The sequence below is a fragment of the Pseudomonas sp. P1_F7 genome, from assembly GCF_056405655.1.
Genome location: NZ_JBFUBR010000014.1, coordinates 267,953 through 284,586, shown reverse-complemented (window position 1 = coordinate 284,586; position 16,634 = coordinate 267,953). Strand labels below are relative to the sequence as shown.

15 protein-coding genes are annotated in these 16,634 nt (G+C 59.7%); 11 read left to right on the top strand and 4 right to left on the bottom strand.

Features of this window, described 5'->3' with window-relative positions; genetic code table 11:
• The first annotated feature begins 137 nt into the window (after nt 1–137).
• Together AC1D1M_RS22310 and AC1D1M_RS22305 are read left to right on the top strand one after the other, a co-directional pair.
• Nucleotides 138–461: a helix-turn-helix domain-containing protein gene (locus tag AC1D1M_RS22310; protein WP_056726566.1), complete on the top strand. Its 324-nt coding sequence runs from the start codon at nt 138–140 to the stop codon at nt 459–461.
• Between the two features lie 33 nt (nt 462–494).
• Nucleotides 495–911 carry a DUF3010 family protein gene (locus AC1D1M_RS22305; RefSeq protein ID WP_477777275.1) on the top strand — a complete coding sequence of 139 codons (417 nt, stop codon included), beginning with the start codon at nt 495–497 and terminating at the stop codon, nt 909–911.
• Nucleotides 912–1,040: 129 nt separating this feature from the next.
• Here AC1D1M_RS22305 and AC1D1M_RS22300 read toward each other — a convergent pair whose 3' ends face one another.
• Complete coding sequence (locus AC1D1M_RS22300; protein WP_223546977.1) at nt 1,041–1,985, bottom strand: GlxA family transcriptional regulator; 945 nt, start codon at nt 1,983–1,985, stop codon at nt 1,041–1,043.
• A gap of 224 nt (nt 1,986–2,209) precedes the next feature.
• Between AC1D1M_RS22300 and AC1D1M_RS22295 the strand changes: the two genes are divergently transcribed.
• The 6 genes from AC1D1M_RS22295 (at nt 2,210) to AC1D1M_RS22270 (ending at nt 7,661) form a co-directional block, all read left to right on the top strand.
• The gene (locus tag AC1D1M_RS22295; protein ID WP_477777274.1) at nt 2,210–3,154 is read left to right on the top strand and encodes a choline ABC transporter substrate-binding protein; all 945 of its coding nucleotides are present in this window, start codon (nt 2,210–2,212) and stop codon (nt 3,152–3,154) included.
• Between the two features lie 95 nt (nt 3,155–3,249).
• On the top strand, nt 3,250–4,137 hold the full coding sequence (gene cdhC, locus AC1D1M_RS22290; RefSeq protein WP_008048151.1) for a 3-dehydrocarnitine:acetyl-CoA trimethylamine transferase CdhC: 888 nt from the start codon (nt 3,250–3,252) through the stop codon (nt 4,135–4,137).
• A gap of 144 nt (nt 4,138–4,281) precedes the next feature.
• On the top strand, nt 4,282–5,247 hold the full coding sequence (locus AC1D1M_RS22285) for an L-carnitine dehydrogenase (RefSeq protein ID WP_477777273.1): 966 nt from the start codon (nt 4,282–4,284) through the stop codon (nt 5,245–5,247).
• 152 nt (nt 5,248–5,399) lie between these two features.
• On the top strand, nt 5,400–5,876 hold the full coding sequence (locus tag AC1D1M_RS22280) for a thioesterase family protein (protein WP_477777272.1): 477 nt from the start codon (nt 5,400–5,402) through the stop codon (nt 5,874–5,876).
• Nucleotides 5,877–5,889: 13 nt separating this feature from the next.
• The gene (locus tag AC1D1M_RS22275) at nt 5,890–7,053 is read left to right on the top strand and encodes a gamma-butyrobetaine dioxygenase (RefSeq protein WP_477777271.1); all 1,164 of its coding nucleotides are present in this window, start codon (nt 5,890–5,892) and stop codon (nt 7,051–7,053) included.
• 344 nt (nt 7,054–7,397) lie between these two features.
• The gene (locus tag AC1D1M_RS22270; RefSeq protein ID WP_223456790.1) at nt 7,398–7,661 is read left to right on the top strand and encodes a hypothetical protein; all 264 of its coding nucleotides are present in this window, start codon (nt 7,398–7,400) and stop codon (nt 7,659–7,661) included.
• 99 nt (nt 7,662–7,760) lie between these two features.
• On the opposite strand, the gene gbdR is transcribed toward AC1D1M_RS22270, so the two are convergent.
• Together gbdR and AC1D1M_RS22260 are read right to left on the bottom strand one after the other, a co-directional pair.
• Nucleotides 7,761–8,864 (bottom strand): choline metabolism transcriptional regulator GbdR, encoded by a 1,104-nt coding sequence (gene gbdR / locus AC1D1M_RS22265; RefSeq protein ID WP_007975492.1) that lies wholly within the window; start codon nt 8,862–8,864, stop codon nt 7,761–7,763.
• A 540-nt stretch (nt 8,865–9,404) separates the two neighbouring features.
• Entirely contained in the window at nt 9,405–10,781 is a 1,377-nt protein-coding gene (locus tag AC1D1M_RS22260) for an L-serine ammonia-lyase (protein WP_477777270.1), read from the bottom strand.
• A gap of 435 nt (nt 10,782–11,216) precedes the next feature.
• Here AC1D1M_RS22260 and AC1D1M_RS22255 point away from each other — a divergent pair, with 435 nt between their 5' ends.
• From AC1D1M_RS22255 to choV, 3 genes are all read left to right on the top strand, one after another.
• Nucleotides 11,217–12,173, top strand: coding sequence for a choline ABC transporter substrate-binding protein (locus AC1D1M_RS22255; protein ID WP_477777269.1), 957 nt, complete (start codon nt 11,217–11,219; stop codon nt 12,171–12,173).
• Between the two features lie 72 nt (nt 12,174–12,245).
• Nucleotides 12,246–13,091: a choline ABC transporter permease subunit gene (gene choW / locus AC1D1M_RS22250; protein WP_110662211.1), complete on the top strand. Its 846-nt coding sequence runs from the start codon at nt 12,246–12,248 to the stop codon at nt 13,089–13,091.
• The gene (gene choV, locus AC1D1M_RS22245) at nt 13,088–14,266 is read left to right on the top strand and encodes a choline ABC transporter ATP-binding protein (RefSeq protein WP_477777268.1); all 1,179 of its coding nucleotides are present in this window, start codon (nt 13,088–13,090) and stop codon (nt 14,264–14,266) included. Before choW ends, choV begins: the two co-directional genes overlap by 4 nt.
• A 176-nt stretch (nt 14,267–14,442) precedes the next feature.
• Here choV and AC1D1M_RS22240 read toward each other — a convergent pair whose 3' ends face one another.
• Nucleotides 14,443–16,383, bottom strand: coding sequence for a BCCT family transporter (locus tag AC1D1M_RS22240; protein WP_477777327.1), 1,941 nt, complete (start codon nt 16,381–16,383; stop codon nt 14,443–14,445).
• Nucleotides 16,384–16,634: the final 251 nt, after the last annotated feature.

The following is a 16,634-nucleotide window of genomic DNA, read 5'->3' as shown; positions in this document are numbered from 1 at the left end:
TCTGACCTACAGCTTCTGTCCAAAGCCCCTGCTCTGCGGGCTTTTCACGCAACATGCCGACAAATGTTGTTGGTAGTCGCCCGATAAAATATAAGCAAATATTCTCGAATCTTATAAAAGACTTATATTTTTCCGCGATGAACGCACCTACTGACATCCAAATCATCAACGACGCCGAAGGCAATCCAGCCTTCGTGGTCATTCCCTATGCACAATACGTGGCGCAGAAAATCGAGCCCGACTTGATCCCCCATGAGGTGGTGAGCCGTATCGTCGATGGCGCTACCCCTATCCGCGCCTGGCGCGAACATTTGAACCTTACCCAGGATGAAGTAGCCAAACGCATGGGCATAACCCAGCCTGCCTTTGCCCAACAGGAAACAGTCGCCAAGCCCCGTAAAGCCACTCGCGAAAAAATCGCTTTGGCGTTTGGTATCACTGCCAGCCAGCTTGAGCTGTAAGCTGCACACCCTCTGTCACTAATGGGATTGAACATGAAAGTCTGCGGCATCGAAATCAAAGGCAGCGAAGCGATCATCGCCGTGGCCACGCTGGACGGTCAGGCGCTGAGCCATATCGCGCTCGCCACCAAGAAAATTGCCCTGAACGATGACGACGAAGCCGCCAACGTCAAAGTGTTCGCCGCTCAGGTCGCTTCGTTTGTGCGTGAGAATTCCATCGACCGCATCGCGATCAAGAAGCGCAGCAAGAAAGGCGAATTCGCCGGTGGGCCGACGACGTTCAAGATCGAAGGGATTTTCCAGTTGCTGGAGAATTGCGAGGTGACCTTGCTTTCGCCGCAGACCATCAATGCCCAGGCCAAAAAGCACAACTTCGAACTGCCGGGAACGCTGAACAAGTATCAGCATGAAGCGTATAAGGCGGCGTGCTCGGCGTTGATGAAGAAGTAAATCAACTACCGGAACACCAAGAACCTGTGGGAGCGAGCTTGCTCGCGATGGCGGTAGAGCAGTCGACATCAATGTTGAATGTGCCGACCTCATCGCGAGCAAGCTCGTTCCCACAGGGTTATCAGGTGTTCAGGCTTTGGCGGTACGCCGGTCTTCCCTCGGACAGCGCTCATATTTCGCCCGATAACTGCGGGTGAAATACGACGGGGATTCAAACCCGCAGGCAATACTCACTTCCAGCACGCTCATGTCCGTCTGTCGCAGCAACTGCCGCGCTTTTTCCAATCGTAACCGCAGATAGAAATTACTCGGCGTGTCGTTCAGATGCAGGCGAAACAGGCGCTCCAGTTGCCGCCGCGTCACCTTGATCGATTCCGCCAGTTCCAGCGTGCTCAGCGGCGGTTCGCTGTGCTGTTCCATCTCACCGATCACATGCACCAGTTTCTTGTTGCTGATGCCATAACGGGTGGCAACTTCCATGCGCTGGTGGTCTTTGCGCGGGCGGATGCGGCCGAGCACGAATTGCTCGCTGACCTGGATCGCCAGATCGGGGCCGTGGGCCTGGGCGATCAGATCCAGCATCAGATCAATGGAAGCGGTGCCGCCGGCGGAGGTGATGCGGCGGCGGTCAATCTCGAACAGTTCCTGGGTGACGCTGAGCTGTGGATAGGACTCCTTGAAGGCATCGATGGCTTCCCAGTGCAGGGTCAGGCGATGGCCATCGAGCAGGCCGGCTTCGGCGAGGATGAAGCTGCCGGTGTCGATGGCACCGAGGGTCACGCCTTCGTTGTCCAGGCGGCGCAACCAGTGTTCCAGCGCCGGGGTGGTGAACTTCAGGGGTTCGAACCCGGCGACCACCAGCAGCGTCGCGCCTTTTTTCAACGGTTCCAGCGCCGCATCGGCGTTGACCGACATGCCGTTGCTGGCCAGCACCGCCCCGCCATCGGCGCTCAGCACATGCCAGCGATAGAGCTCGCCGCGAAAGCGATTGGCGACCCGCAACGGCTCGATGGCCGAGATAAATCCAATGGCCGAGAAACCCGGCATCAACAAGAAGTAGAAATCCTGGGACATGGAGCGCACTCGCTTAGCAGGTAACAGGAGGCCAGGTAACGAGAGGGCGGGCAGCGTAGGGATGTTGATACGCCACTTGCCAGCGGCATTCAAGAGCACAGGTCGCTGCAGTGCAAGAGCTGGTCGCCGCAGTGCGCTTTCATCGGTGCTTTGCTGCGTAACTTGGCATCACCGGCGCATCAGACACCGGAACTCACAATAAACGACCTGCCGAGGAACCTGAGATGAAACGACTGATCAGCAGCTGTGTTCTTGCACTCAGTGGTACCGCTTTGCTGAGCGCCAGTGTCATGGCCGCCGAACCCGCCGCGTGCCAGAACGTGCGCATGGGTGTAGTGAACTGGACCGACGTGATCGCGACCAGTGCCATGACCCAGGTATTGCTCGATGGCCTCGGCTACAGCACCAAACAAACCAGCGCCTCCCAGCAAATCATTTTCGCCGGGATCCGCGACCAGCGTCTGGACCTGTTCCTCGGCTACTGGAACCCGCTGATGACCCAGACCATCACCCCGTTCGTCGACGCCAAACAGGTCAAGGTGCTTGAAGCCCCGAGCCTGCAAGACGCCCGCGCGACCCTAGCCGTGCCGACCTACCTCGCCGACAAGGGCCTGAAAACCTTCGCTGACATCGCCAAATTCGAAAAGGAACTGGGCGGCAAGATCTACGGCATCGAGCCTGGCTCGGGCGCCAACACCCAGATCAAGGCGATGATCTCCAAGAACCAGTTTGGCCTCGGCAAGTTCCAGCTGGTCGAGTCCAGTGAAGCCGGCATGCTCGCCGCCGTGGATCGCGCCGTACGTCGCAACGAAGCCGTGGTGTTCTTCGGCTGGGCGCCGCACCCGATGAACGTCAACGTGAAAATGACCTACCTCACCGGCAGTGAAAACGCCCTTGGGCCGGACGAAGGAAAGGCCACGGTGTGGACCGTCACTGCACCGACATACGCCGAGCAATGCCCGAACATCGGTCGCCTGCTGAGCAACCTGACGTTCACCGCCGAAGACGAGAGCCGGATGATGCAGCCGCTGCTGGATCACAAGGACGCTTTCGAGTCGGCCAAGCAATGGATCAAGGATCACCCGCAGGACAAAAAGCGCTGGCTTGAAGGCGTCACCACCTTCGATGGCAAACCGGCCGCTGAAAACCTGAAACTGACCAGTAAATAAACCCGAACGAACCACCGAGTCGCAGCCCCGACGGGCTGCGAACGGGACCGTCACACCTGGCCAAAACCAAAAACTCGCCTGTAAGGAACCGCCTCATGAACCACGACGTCATCATCACCTGCGCACTCACCGGTGCTGGCGACACGACCGCCAAGAGCCCACACGTGCCGGTCACCCCGAAACAAATCGCCGCTGCCGCCGTGGAAGCCGCCAAGGCCGGCGCCACCGTGGTTCACTGCCATGTGCGTGACCCGCAAACCGGCAAGTTCAGCCGTGACGTGGCGCTGTACCGCGAAGTGATGGAGCGCATCCGCGAGGCGGACGTCGACATCATCGTCAACCTCACCGCCGGCATGGGCGGCGACCTGGAGATCGGTGCCGGCGAGAACCCGATGGAGTTCGGCCCGAATACCGACCTTGTCGGCCCGCTGACCCGCCTGGCCCACGTCGAAGAACTGCTGCCGGAAATCTGCACCCTCGACTGTGGCACCCTGAACTTCGGCGACGGCGACACCATTTACGTCTCCACCCCGGCCCAGCTGCGCGCTGGCGCCAAACGTATTCAAGAGCTGGGCGTGAAAGCCGAGCTGGAAATCTTCGACACCGGCCACCTGTGGTTCGCCAAGCAGATGATCAAGGAAGGTCTGCTCGACAACCCGTTGTTCCAGCTGTGCCTGGGCATCCCGTGGGGCGCGCCGGCGGACACCACCACCATGAAAGCCATGGTCGACAACCTGCCGGCCGACGCGGTCTGGGCCGGCTTCGGTATCGGTCGCATGCAGATGCCGATGGCGGCGCAAGCGGTGTTGCTCGGCGGCAACGTGCGAGTCGGGCTGGAAGACAACCTGTGGCTGGACAAGGGCGTACTGGCGACCAACGGCCAACTGGTCGAGCGCGCCGGTGAAATCCTCAGCCGCCTCGGTGCCCGCGTCCTGACCCCAGCTGAAGGCCGGGCAAAAATGGGCCTGACCAAGCGCGGTTGACCCTTACACACTTTCCCCCTGTGGGAGCGAGCCTGCTCGCGATGACGTCGGTACATCCGAAGCATCATCTGCGGCAGGAATACCGCCATCGCGAGCAAGCTCGCTCCCACAGTTTTTTTTCCGAGCCAAATTCAGGAAATTGCCATGACCTTCATCACCGAAATCAAAACCTTCGCAGCGCTGGGCAGCGGTGTCATCGGCAGCGGCTGGGTGTCCCGCGCCCTCGCCCATGGTCTGGATGTAGTGGCCTGGGACCCGGCCCCCGGTGCCGAAGCCGCCTTGCGCAAACGCGTCGCCAATGCCTGGGGTGCGCTGGAGAAACAAGGCCTGGCGCCGGGTGCATCGCAGGATCGCCTGCGCTTTGTCGCGACCATCGAAGAGTGCGTTCGCGATGCCGATTTCATCCAGGAGAGCGCCCCGGAACGGCTGGAGCTGAAACTGGACCTGCACAGCAAAATCAGCGCGGCGGCCAAGCCTAATGCGTTGATCGGCTCCAGCACCTCCGGCCTGCTGCCGAGCGAGTTCTACGAGAGTGCCAGGCACCCGGAACGTTGCGTGGTCGGTCACCCGTTCAACCCGGTTTACCTGCTGCCACTGGTGGAAGTGGTCGGTGGCAAAAACACCGCCCCTGAAGCGGTGCAAGCGGCCATGAAGGTCTATGAATCCCTGGGGATGCGCCCGCTGCACGTGCGCAAGGAAGTACCGGGTTTCATCGCCGACCGCCTGCTCGAAGCGCTTTGGCGTGAAGCGTTGCACCTGGTCAACGACGGCGTGGCGACCACCGGCGAAATCGACGATGCCATCCGCTTCGGCGCGGGCTTGCGCTGGTCGTTCATGGGCACCTTCCTGACCTACACCCTGGCCGGTGGCGATGCCGGCATGCGCCACTTCATGGCGCAGTTCGGCCCAGCGTTGCAATTGCCGTGGACCTACCTGCCGGCACCGGAGCTGACCGACAAACTGATCGACGACGTGGTCGATGGCACCAGCGATCAACTGGGCAAACACAGCATTTCGGCGCTGGAGCGCTATCGTGATGACTGCCTGCTGGCGGTGCTGGAGGCGGTGAAGACCACCAAAGAGAAGCATGGGATGGCTTTCAGCGAGTAAGCCCAGGCTTTGGGCCAGCAGTGCTGACCCCATCGCGAGCAAGCTCGCTCCCACATTTGATCGCAGGTGTCTGATACAACTCGGTCACCTGTGGGAGCGAGCTTGCTCGCGATAGCGGCAGTCCAGTCACCACACAAATTGGATCAGAAACGATGCCCACCCTAACCACCTACCAAACCACCATCATCCCCGACTGGGTCGATTACAACGGCCACCTGCGCGACGCCTTCTACCTGCTGATCTTCAGCTACGCCACCGATGCCCTGATGGATCGCCTGGGCCTGGACAGCAACAGCCGCGAGGCCAGCGGCAACTCGCTGTTCACCCTCGAACTGCACCTCAATTACCTGCACGAAGTGAAGCTCGACGCCCAGGTCGAAGTGCACACCCAAATCATCGCCCACGACAGCAAGCGCGTTCACCTCTATCACAGCCTGCATCTGGTCGGTGATGCCCAGGAGCTTGCTGGCAACGAACAGATGCTGCTGCACGTGGATCTCGCCGGGCCGCGTTCGGCGCCGTTCAGCGAACTGTCCTTGGGCCGGCTGCAAGCTATCGTCGCCGAACAGGCGGACCTGCCAACACCCGAGTACATTGGCCGAGTGATCGCATTACCCCAAAAAAAATAACAAGGAGATCGCCATGAACACCGCTGCTGCATTTGCCGACTTTCGTACCTATCCGTTGATCAGCGCGCTGACTGGCGTGCAGACCCTGGCGGACCGTGTTCTGGTGAAGTGGGCCGACAATCGCGTCAGCCCTTTCCACCATCAATGGCTGCGGGATAACTGCCCGTGCCCGCAGTGCGTCTACAGCGTGACCCGCGAGCAAGTGCTTGAAATCGTCGATGTGGCTGAAGATCTGATGCCCGATAACGCCAGTATCGACAACGATGGCTGCCTGGCGGTTGATTGGCAGGACGGCCACTCAAGCCGCTTCGACCCTGGCTGGCTGCGCGCCCATGCCTATGACGACGAATCCCGTGCCGAACGCCAGGCAGGCAAACCGAAAGCCAGGCTCTGGCACAACGATTTATCGTTGCCGGTGTTCGAGTATCAAGCACTGATGAACGACTCCGACGCCTTGCTGCAATGGTTGCTGGCCGTGCGCGATGTCGGACTGACCCAGGTCCGTGGCGTACCCACCGAGCCCGGCTCGTTGAAGCTGATCGCCCAACGCATTTCCTTCATCCGCGAGAGCAATTTCGGCGTGCTGTTCAACGTGCAATCCAAGGCCGACGCCGATAGCAACGCCTACACCGCCTTCAACCTGCCGCTGCACAGCGACTTGCCGACCCGGGAGTTGCAACCGGGGCTGCAATTCCTGCATTGCCTGGTCAATGACGCCGAGGGTGGCGAGAGCATTTTTGTCGATGGTTTTGCCATTGCCGACGCCTTGCGTCGGGAAGACCCCGAATCCTTCAAAAGCCTCTGCGAAATCCCCGTGGAGTTTCGCAACAAGGACCGTCACAGCGACTACCGCTGTCTGGCGCCGATCATTGCCCTGGATGCGTTGGGGCAGGTGTCGGAAATCCGCATGGCAAACTTTCTGCGCGGACCGTTCGATGCATCGGTGGAGCAGATGCCAAGGCTGTATCAGGCCTACCGGCGCTTTATCGCGATGACCCGCGAGCCTCGATTCAGGTTGATGCAGCGGATCAATCCCGGTGAGCTGTGGTGCTTCGACAACCGCCGCACCCTGCATGCCCGCAACGCCTTCGACCCCGCCACCGGCGCCCGGCATTTCCAGGGTTGCTATGTCGACCGGGATGAGTTGTTGTCGCGGATTCTGGTGTTACAGCGTTAAACCGTTGAAAAGATCGCAGCCTCCGGCAGCTCCTACAGGTATACACCGTTCCCCTGTAGGAGCTGCCGGAGGCTGCGATCTTTTGCTTTTCAAACGAAAAAAAAGCCCCGATCAAGCCGTGACAGGATCGAGGCAGAGGGTACTGTTGAGGAGCTGCCGTGCGAGGGTGACCAAACCTTCGTGAAGCGAGCTGAGTCCAGTGTGCCCCCTCCTTTGGCCGGTAAGTTGCCCGAAAACGACCTGTTCATAGCCAATGCTGCCATTGCGACAAATCGTCCTTGCCGACACCCGGCACCCCCACCAGAATCGAACCACGACACCGTTCCCTGAAGAAGGATTGCGTCATGATGCACGCCGATTTGATAGACCAGGAAGACCTGTTGGGCCAGCTCAAGTCGTTGGGATTCAACGTGCCCAGTGGAGCCACTGCCGAGCAGGCTTGCGAGTGCGTGGTAAGGGGCCTGGACGATGCTCGGGCGTATGAGCTTCGCAAGATGGTCAAGGAGATGTACACCAGCAGCGCGACGATCCTGCCGGCAGTGCGCCAGGCCATCGACAAACAATTGCTGCCGGCGTTGTCGGAGTATCAGCAAAGCCATCGCGGCTGACAGAGAATCAAAAGATCGCAGCCTTCGGCAGCTCCTACAGTTGAAACACGTTCCCTGTAGGAGCTGCCGAAGGCTGCGATCTTTTAATGGCTTCTCGGCTTAAAGCCTTACGCTAGCGAAAGTCGACTCATTACGCGCCTGGCTCAGCGCCGACAACGGCCCGGACAACGGCGACAGCACCAGCGCTTGCGGCAGCGGCATCATCGCCACTTGCTGGGTGGTGTTGGACCCTACGCGCTCGTCACGCGGCGGAATGCCGAAATATTCGCGGTAGCACTTGGAGAAGTGCGGCGTGGACACGAAGCCACAGACCGACGCCACTTCGATGATCGACATCGGCGTTTGCTTGAGCAGCTGGCGCGCGCGGATCAAGCGCAGCTTGAGGTAATAACGCGACGGCGAACAGTGCAGGTATTTCTGGAACAGGCGTTCGAGCTGACGACGGGATACCGCGACATACACCGCCAGCTCGTCGAGGTCGATCGGCTCTTCGAGGTTGGCCTCCATCAACGCGACGATTTCTTGCAACTTCGGCTGGTTGGTGCCGAGCATGTGCTTGAGCGGCACACGCTGGTGATCCTGTTCGTTGCGGATGCGCTCGTAGACGAACATTTCCGAAATGGCCGCCGACAGTTCACGGCCGTGATCACGGCTGATCAGGTGCAGCATCATGTCCAGCGGCGCAGTGCCGCCGGAGCTGGTGAAACGGTTACGGTCGAGGGTGAACAAGCGGGTGCTCATCGCTACACGCGGGAAAGCTTCCTGCATCGCCGCCAGGCATTCCCAGTGCACGCTGCAATCGAAACCGTCGAGCAGGCCGGCGCAGGCCAGAGCCCAGCTGCCGGTGCACACCGCGCCGAGGCGGCGGGACTGGCGGGCCTGGCTTTGCAGCCATGACACGTGTTCGCGGGTAACAGTGCGCTGAATACCGATACCGCCGCAGACGATGACAGTGTCCATTGGCGGGGCTTTGTGCATGGACGCGTCGGGGGTGATCTGCAGGCCGTCACTGGCCCAGACCTGGCCGCCATCGACGGTGAGGGTGGTCCAGCGATACAGCTCGCGACCGGACAATTGGTTGGCCATGCGCAGGGGTTCCACTGCGGAGGCCAGAGAAATCAGCGTGAAATTGTCCAGCAGCAGAAAGCCGATGGATTGAGGCGCACGGTTCTGGGGTTGGGCCCCGGAGTTGAACGTCGTCATCGCGGTATCTCCTCACACAAAGCGGGTGATGGCCTCAGGCGGAGGCTCTTTTTATCGCCATCGTTCTCGCGTGGGAGACGGGCTTTGTAATGACAGAGCAATTGCCATGCCTAAATTTGAATGCGCGTTCAATAACTCCTAAAAACGACGTCGGAATGTGTCTATATATGTCTCGCAAGGCGTGGGGATTTAAATGGCCATCAGGGCTGGCAAGCGCCCCGGCCCACAAGCTGTGAGCAATTCGGTAGCACTTGTGGGAACAGGGCTACGAGCGGCCGGGAAAGAGTGTCACCGCAGGCACGGGCGACGGGCGGTCGAAGGCTGGTTGGCCCTCGATCAGTGGCAAGACAATTTATCTGTAAGCGACGCTCTAAAAGGTGGCGCGCTTTTGAGCTGGTGTTCACTTAGTGCGCAGTTTTGACTGGTCTGAAGCTATCGCGAGCAAGCTCGCTCCCACAGGGATTTATGGTGTGTCTCACTTCTCCAATCCACACCGAATCCTGTGGGAGCGAGCTTGCTCGCGATGGGGTCGACGCGGTCTCAGCACTCCACCGCACTCACCGCCAACCCACCCCGCGATGTCTCCTTATATTTGTCATGCATATCCGCACCGGTATCACGCATGGTGCGGATCACCCGATCCAGCGAAATAAAGTGCTGACCATCGCCCCGCAATGCCATTTGCGCGGCGTTGATCGCCTTCACCGCGGCAATCGCGTTGCGCTCGATGCACGGCACCTGAACCAGTCCACCCACCGGGTCGCAGGTCAGGCCGAGGTTGTGTTCCAGACCGATCTCCGCCGCATTGCACAGTTGCTCTGGCGTGGCACCAAGGATTTCAGCCAACCCGGCTGCCGCCATCGCGCAGGCCGAACCGACTTCGCCCTGGCAGCCGACTTCGGCACCGGAGATCGAGGCGTTCTTCTTGCACAGGATTCCCACTGCCGCCGCACCGAGGAAGTAATCCACGACATTGGCGTCGGTCACCGCTTCGCTGAACTTCATGAAGTAATGCAACACCGCCGGAATGATCCCCGCCGCGCCGTTGGTCGGTGCCGTGACCATACGCCCGCCGGCGGCGTTTTCTTCGTTGACCGCCAGGGCGAACAGGTTGACCCATTCCATGGCGCTCAAGGTCGAGCCGATCACGTTGGGTTTGTTCAGTTCCTGCAGGCTGCGATGCAGCTTGGCCGCACGGCGGCGCACGTTCAGCCCGCCGGGCAGGATGCCTTCGTGTTTCAGGCCCTGTTCAACGCAATCCTGCATGGCTTGCCAGAGTTTCATCAGGCCGCTGCGGATTTCGTCCTCGCTGCGCCACACCCTCTCGTTAGCCATCATTAATTCAGCCACGCGCAGCTTGTGCTTTTTACACAGCTCCAGCAGCTCGGCCGCACTGGAAAAGTCATATGGCAACACGGTGCGGTCGAGGTCGACGACACCGCTGGAGGCCTGAGCCTCATCGACGACAAAACCGCCGCCGACCGAATAGTAGGTGTCGCGATGCAACTCGCCGTCATCACCCTCGACAATCAGGGTCATGGCGTTGGGGTGGAATGGCAGGTTCTCGTCGATCAGGCGCATGTCCCGGGCCCAGATGAAGGGCACCGGCAAGCGACTGTCGAGCAGCAACGTATCGGTCTCACGCAGGGTGGCGATACGAATGCCGATTTGCGACGGATCGATCGCATCCGGCCACTCGCCCATCAGCCCCATGATCACGGCATTGTCGCTGCCGTGGCCGATACCGGTGGCCGACAACGAGCCGAACAGCTGGACTTCGACACGCCGTACCTGCTCAAGCAGCCCGCGCTCACGCAAGCCCTGCACAAACAACGCCGCCGCCCGCATGGGCCCCACGGTGTGTGAACTGGAAGGGCCGATGCCGATTTTGAACAGGTCGAAAACACTGATAGCCATTACTGCCGAACTCCTGGATGGGCCCACTGCGCACGCAAAAACGCACGGTGACGGAGCTGCTACGCTCAAGCTGCAATCCGCCGAGATGACCGCATCATCAAGCTTTTATCCAGTTGTTCGACGTCTCTAACCGACGCACTCATGCCCACCAGCGCCGCGTGTCTTTTACGCCGTGTTTTCGCCGTTTTTTTGCGGTTCAGAGGGGGAAAATGGGCTGAAAAAATCTGTAAACGACGTCACCGACACTGGATGCGACCATCCCTGTACTGGATACGACGCACCCTGTAGGCGTCAGATTTTCACTGGTACATGATCATATCGACTCGATTGCAAGGCGCCGTGGTAGAGCTGTCTCCAAAACGCCATCCAACCGCAACCTATAAGTGCGGTGGTCCAGTCGGAACACTGCCAAAAAAAACACCAAGGAGTCCATCCATGAAAGGTTCCCCGTCGTTGTTGTTGGCCGCCATGCTTAGTCTGCCGGTTCTGGCGCAAGCCGCAGAACCGGCGCAATGCAGTACCGTAAACTTCTCCGATGTCGGCTGGACCGACATTACCGCGACAACCGCGACCACCAGCGTTGTACTTAACGCCCTCGGCTACAAGACCAAGACCACCATGATTTCCGTGCCTGTGACCTACAAGTCCCTGGCCGACGGCAAGAACATGGACGTGTTCCTGGGCAACTGGATGCCGACCATGGAAAACGACATCAAGGCCTACCGAGATGCCGGCACCGTGGAAACCGTGCGTACCAACCTCAAGGGCGCCAAGTACACCCTCGCCGTCCCGCAAGCGCTGTACGACAAGGGGCTGCATGACTTCGCCGACATCGCCAAATTCAAGAAAGAGCTCGACGGCAAGATCTACGGCATCGAGCCTGGCAACGACGGCAATCGTCTGATCCAGAGCATGATCGACAAGGATGCCTTCGGCCTGAAGACCGCCGGTTTCAAAGTCGTCGAATCCTCCGAAGCCGGCATGCTGTCGCAGGTGGACCGTGCACAGAAACGCGACACCGCCGTGGTATTCCTCGGCTGGGCGCCGCACCCGATGAACAAGCGCTTCAAGATTCAATACCTGACCGGTGGTGATGATTTCTTCGGCCCGGACTTCGGTGCCGCCACCGTGGCGACCAACACCCGCAAGGGTTATGCGCAGGAGTGCAGCAACGTCGGCCAGTTGCTGAAGAACCTGGAGTTCACCGTCGACATGGAAAGCTCGCTGATGGGCAACATCCTGGATGACAAGATGAAACCTGACGCGGCCGCCAAGGCCTGGCTGAAAAACAATCCACAGGTGCTCGATACCTGGCTCGCTGGCGTGACCACCATTGACGGTAAACCAGGCCTGGAGGCCGTGAAAGCCAAACTGGCCGGGCCCTTGAAATAAAGAAAACCGGTTATGCCGGGCGGCTTCGGCCGCCAGGCTGTTTTATTTCCTTGCATGCGGACGTTCACTACCATGCTGATTGATCAGAAAATCCCCTTAGGCCAGTACATCGCGAGCTTCGTTGAATGGTTGACGCAACACGGCGCCAGCACCTTCGACGCAATCGCCGTGACACTGGAAACGATGATCCACGGCGTGACGTTTGCGCTGACCTGGTTCAACCCGCTGGCACTGATCGGCCTAATCGCACTACTGGCACACTTCATTCAACGCAAATGGGGTCTGACCGCGTTTGTCGTTGCCTCCTTTCTGCTGATCCTCAATCTGGGGTACTGGCAGGAAACCATGGAAACCCTCGCCCAGGTGCTGTTCGCCACCCTGGTCTGCGTGGTCATCGGCGTGCCGCTGGGCATCGTCGCCGCGCACAAGCCGATGTTCTATACTTTAATGCGTCCGGTACTCGATCTGATGCAGACCGTACCGACCTTCGTGTACCTCATTCCTACCCTCACCCTCTTCGGGCTGGGTGTGGTCCCGGGCCTGATCTCCACGGTGGTGTTCGCGATTGCCGCGCCTATCCGCCTGACCTACCTGGGTATCCGCGATGTTCCGGAAGAATTGATGGACGCCGGCAAGGCCTTTGGCTGCTCGCGACGTCAGCTGCTCTCGCGAATCGAACTGCCCCACGCCATGCCAAGCATCGCGGCCGGCATCACCCAGTGCATCATGTTGTCCCTTTCGATGGTGGTGATCGCGGCACTGGTGGGCGCCGATGGCCTGGGCAAACCGGTGGTCAACGCACTGAACACTGCTGATATCGCCCTGGGCTTCGAAGCTGGCCTGGCGATCGTACTGCTGGCGATCATGCTCGACCGTATCTGCAAACAACCCGACGCCAAAGTAGGGGGTGACGCATGAGCATTATTCGCTTCGATAACGTTGACGTTATCTTCTCCAAGGATCCACGCGAGGCACTCAAGCTGCTGGATCAAGGCATGACCCGTAACGAGATCCTGAAAAAGACCGGGCAGATCGTGGGGGTCGAAAAGGCCAGCCTGGATATCGAAAAAGGTGAAATCTGCGTACTGATGGGTCTGTCCGGCTCCGGCAAGTCCAGCCTGCTGCGCTGCATCAACGGCCTCAACACCGTCAGCCGCGGCAAGTTGTTCGTCGAGCACGAAGGCAAGCAGATCGACATTGCCTCGTGCACGCCGGCAGAACTGAAAATGATGCGCACCAAGCGTATCGCGATGGTGTTCCAGAAGTTCGCCCTGATGCCCTGGTTGACCGTTCGCGAAAACATCAGCTTCGGCCTGGAGATGCAGGGTCGTCCCGAGAAAGAACGGCGCAAACTGGTGGACGACAAGCTTGAGCTGGTTGGCCTGACCCAGTGGCGCAACAAGAAACCCAACGAGCTGTCCGGTGGTATGCAGCAACGTGTTGGCCTGGCCCGTGCCCTGGCAATGGACGCCGACATTCTGCTGATGGACGAACCGTTCTCGGCCCTCGACCCGCTGATCCGCCAGGGCCTGCAAGACGAACTGCTGGAACTGCAACGCAAGCTGCACAAGACCATCGTCTTCGTGAGCCACGACCTTGATGAAGCGCTGAAACTCGGCAGCCGTATCGCGATCATGAAAGACGGCCGGATCATCCAGTACAGCAAACCGGAAGAAATCGTCCTCAACCCTGCGGACGACTACGTGCGGACCTTCGTGGCCCACACCAACCCGCTGAACGTACTGTGCGGTCGCAGCCTGATGCGCACCCTGGACAACTGCAAACGCATCAACGGTTCGGTGTGCCTGGATCCGGGCGGCGATTCGTGGCTGGACCTGGCCGAAGGCAATACCATCAAAGGAGCTCGCCAGAACGGGTCTGCGCTGGACTTGCAGAACTGGATACCGGGTCAGGCCGTTGAAGGCCTGGGTCGTCGACCAACCCTGGTGGACTCGAACATCGGCATGCGCGACGCGTTGCAGATTCGTTATCAGACCGGCAACAAGCTGGTGCTGCATGACAACAACAAGGTGGTGGGGATTCTCGGCGACAGTGAGCTGTATCACGCACTGCTCGGCAAGAACCTGGGGTAAGGCAACAGATGCAAAAACGCCGCGATAGAATCGCGGCGTTTTTGTTTGTAGAAGATCAAAAGATCGCAGCCTTCGGCAGCTCCTACAGGGGAATGCGTTCGGCGTAGGAGCTGCCGAAGGCTGCGATCTTTTCAAGCAGCGACGCGGTGCAACTGAAACACCGCGCCCCTCACCTCTTAGCTATAAACCCGGCCAAGGAGCTGCCGATGGCTTTCAAACTGATCGAGCACGTCACGGGTGATCTGATCCTGGGTGAAGCCCATCAAGTCGTAGTCCTGGCTGCCGTTGTGCAGGTACACCTCGGCGCGGTAGTAACGCTGACGCGCCTCATCGGACTGAGCCGATTCGGTCGGCGTGGCCAGGTAACCGTCCAGGCTCACTTCGTAGACGAAAGGGTTGCCCTCTTCCATCTCGACCCGCACGCCCATGCAACGCTTGGACTTGCCCAGCAGCGTTTGCACTTGCAGACCTTGAGCACGCATTTGCACCGTCGCATCTTCCAGCGCCGGGCTGACGTGCTTGTCCATGAAACGCTGCACGATCGACTGACTCGGTTGCAGGTCCAGTTGGGTCAAGCGCTCGCTGAAACCACGACGACCGCGTGCCGCCAACTCGGCTTGTTCCTGTTCGATCTGCACATCCTGGCGCATGGCCTTGTGCAAGCCGAACATGAAGAACACCAGCACCACCGAGAACGGCAGACCGGCCAGCACCACCATGGTTTGCATGGCTTCGAAGTTGCCGGCGAACAGCAGGCCGATGGTCACCAGGGTGATCACCGCCGACCAGAAAATCCGCAACCAGTGCGGCGCGTCTTCATCGACGGTGCCGCCCTTGCACGACAGGTTGGCCATCATCACCGCGCCGGAATCCGCCGGGGTCAGGAACAGCACGAAACCGACAAAAATCGATACGCCGATCACAACCTTCGACGCCGGGTAATGCTCAAGCAACTGGTAGATCGCCATGGACGGCTGTTCCAGCGCCGTCTTCCCGAGTTCTACCGCCCCGTGGTTCATCACCAGGTCCAGGGCCGAGTTACCGAAGATCGACAGCCACGCCAGGGTGAAGCCCAGCGGAATCAGCAGCACGCCGGCGACCAGTTCGCGCACGGTACGACCACGGGAAATACGCGCGATGAACATGCCCACGAATGGCGCCCAGGAAATCCACCAAGCCCAGTAGAACAGGGTCCACAGGCCCAACCAGCGGTCGGACTTCTCACTGTCGCCTTCGTACACATAGAGGTCGAAAGTCTTCAGCACCACGCCGTTCAGGTAGTCGCCGACGTTCTGCACGAAGCCGTTGAGCAGGTGCAGGGTCGGGCCGAACAACAGGACGAAAATCAGCAGGCCGCTGAACAGCACGATGTTGAGGTTGGACAGACGACGGATGCCGTTTTCCACGCCCGACACGGCAGCGATGGTCGCCACGGTGCTCATCACGATGATCACGATCAGCAGGTTGGTGTTGCTGTGCTCCATGCCGAACAGGTTTTCCAGGCCCGACGACACTTGCAGCGAACCAATCCCCAGGTTGGTCACCAGACCCAGCAGGGTCACGAACATGCCAAAGCCGTCTACCGCATGACCGGCCGCGCCTTTGACCCAACGCTCGCCCACCAGCGGATACAACGCCGAACGCAACGCCAGCGGCTGGTTATGCCGGTAAGCAAAGTAGGCAACGGCCAGACCGACCAATGCGTAAATCGCCCAGCCGTGCAGGCCCCAGTGCAGGAATGTCAACTGAACGGCCTGACGGGCGGCAAGGTTACTGCCGGCCACACCTTCCGGCGGGTTGAAGTAGTGGTCCAGCGGCTCCGACGCGCCGAAGTACAGCAACGAGATGCCGATACCCGAGGAGAACAGCATCCCCGCCCAGGCGCCGTAGCTGAAATCCGGGGTGTCGTCCTTGCTGCCGAGCTTGAGTTTGCCGTAGGACGAAAACGCCAGGCCGACGACGAAAATCAGATAGGCGGCAATCACCACCATGTAGTACCAGCCGAAGCTGCGGGACAACCAGGCTTGCGCCATACCCAGCATTCTGCCGGCCTCTTGCGGGGCGATGATCAGAATGGCGGTCAACAACAGAATCAACGCGGTAGAGGTGTAGAACACCCAACCGTTGACCGTCACCTTCTCGGGTGGGGTCTTTATTAGCGAGGCAGAACTCATGGCACAGATGCTCCGGGCAGTGCGAGAGAAGAACGCAAGACAAACGTGTTACCCGACCAATCGGTTAGTGGGCAGCCGACCGGCGGGTGATATAAAGACAGCCCGAAAAAAGCCCGAAACCCCTGGAGCGCCGCGGCGCGTAGGTTTCGAGCAGTTTCGGAAGTCGTTTTTTCCGCCGCTACATGTAGGAAAAA